Raw genomic sequence first — 563 nt, 5'->3', positions numbered from 1 at the left:
CAAACAAAATTTGGACAAGGATATCGCGCTGGCCCTTTACATTGTCCAGGAATCTTTTCTCAAGTAAATTCTTGGACTGTTAAAGGAAAAAGATTATATTTCTATAATAATTCAGGACGTATTGTTGTTACCCTTTATTCTTCTAATGTTGATCGTTTTGAGGGATACACAGTTGATGGTTATCCCGTTGTTTTAAGACATTAGATCATCTTTAGCCATTTATGAAAAAAAACAGATATATTAAGGAAGTCTTGAATTTCATTGATGGCAGTTGAAAAAAGGTTGTTTGGATGATTTTAGTCTCAACACGCTATCAAGAGCTGGTATCTAAAGGAGAAATCAGTTTGGACCCAGCTCAATTGGCTTTAACAGAACATTTTGATCATTTATTACAAAATGTTGCGGAACAAAACATTTCTCGGCCGTGGTGGGCTTTCTGGCATTTTTTTAAGAGAAAAAAACAAAACTCTGTTGCAAAACAAAAGAGTGCTGCTAATCCCTTTCAAGGATTGTATATTTATGGTGAAGTAGGACGAGGAAAAACCATGCTGATGGATTTGTTC

2 protein-coding genes are annotated in these 563 nt (G+C 35.0%); both read left to right on the top strand.

The features are described from left to right. The coding region (locus ACFIML_RS09365) for an AprI/Inh family metalloprotease inhibitor (protein WP_375688060.1) at window positions 1-204 on the top strand (204 nt) is incomplete at its 5' end. Window positions 205-290: 86 nt separating this feature from the next. Then, window positions 291-563, top strand: a 273-nt coding sequence (gene zapE / locus ACFIML_RS09360; RefSeq protein ID WP_375688058.1) for an AFG1/ZapE family ATPase, incomplete at its 3' end; no start/stop codon positions are given.

It is taken from the genome of Bartonella sp. AC62GZZY, from assembly GCF_042196525.1.
In the GTDB taxonomy this organism is placed as follows: domain Bacteria; phylum Pseudomonadota; class Alphaproteobacteria; order Rhizobiales; family Rhizobiaceae; genus Bartonella.
Note: the sequence above shows the minus strand (reverse complement) of the source record. Positions and strands in the feature narration are given on the sequence as shown.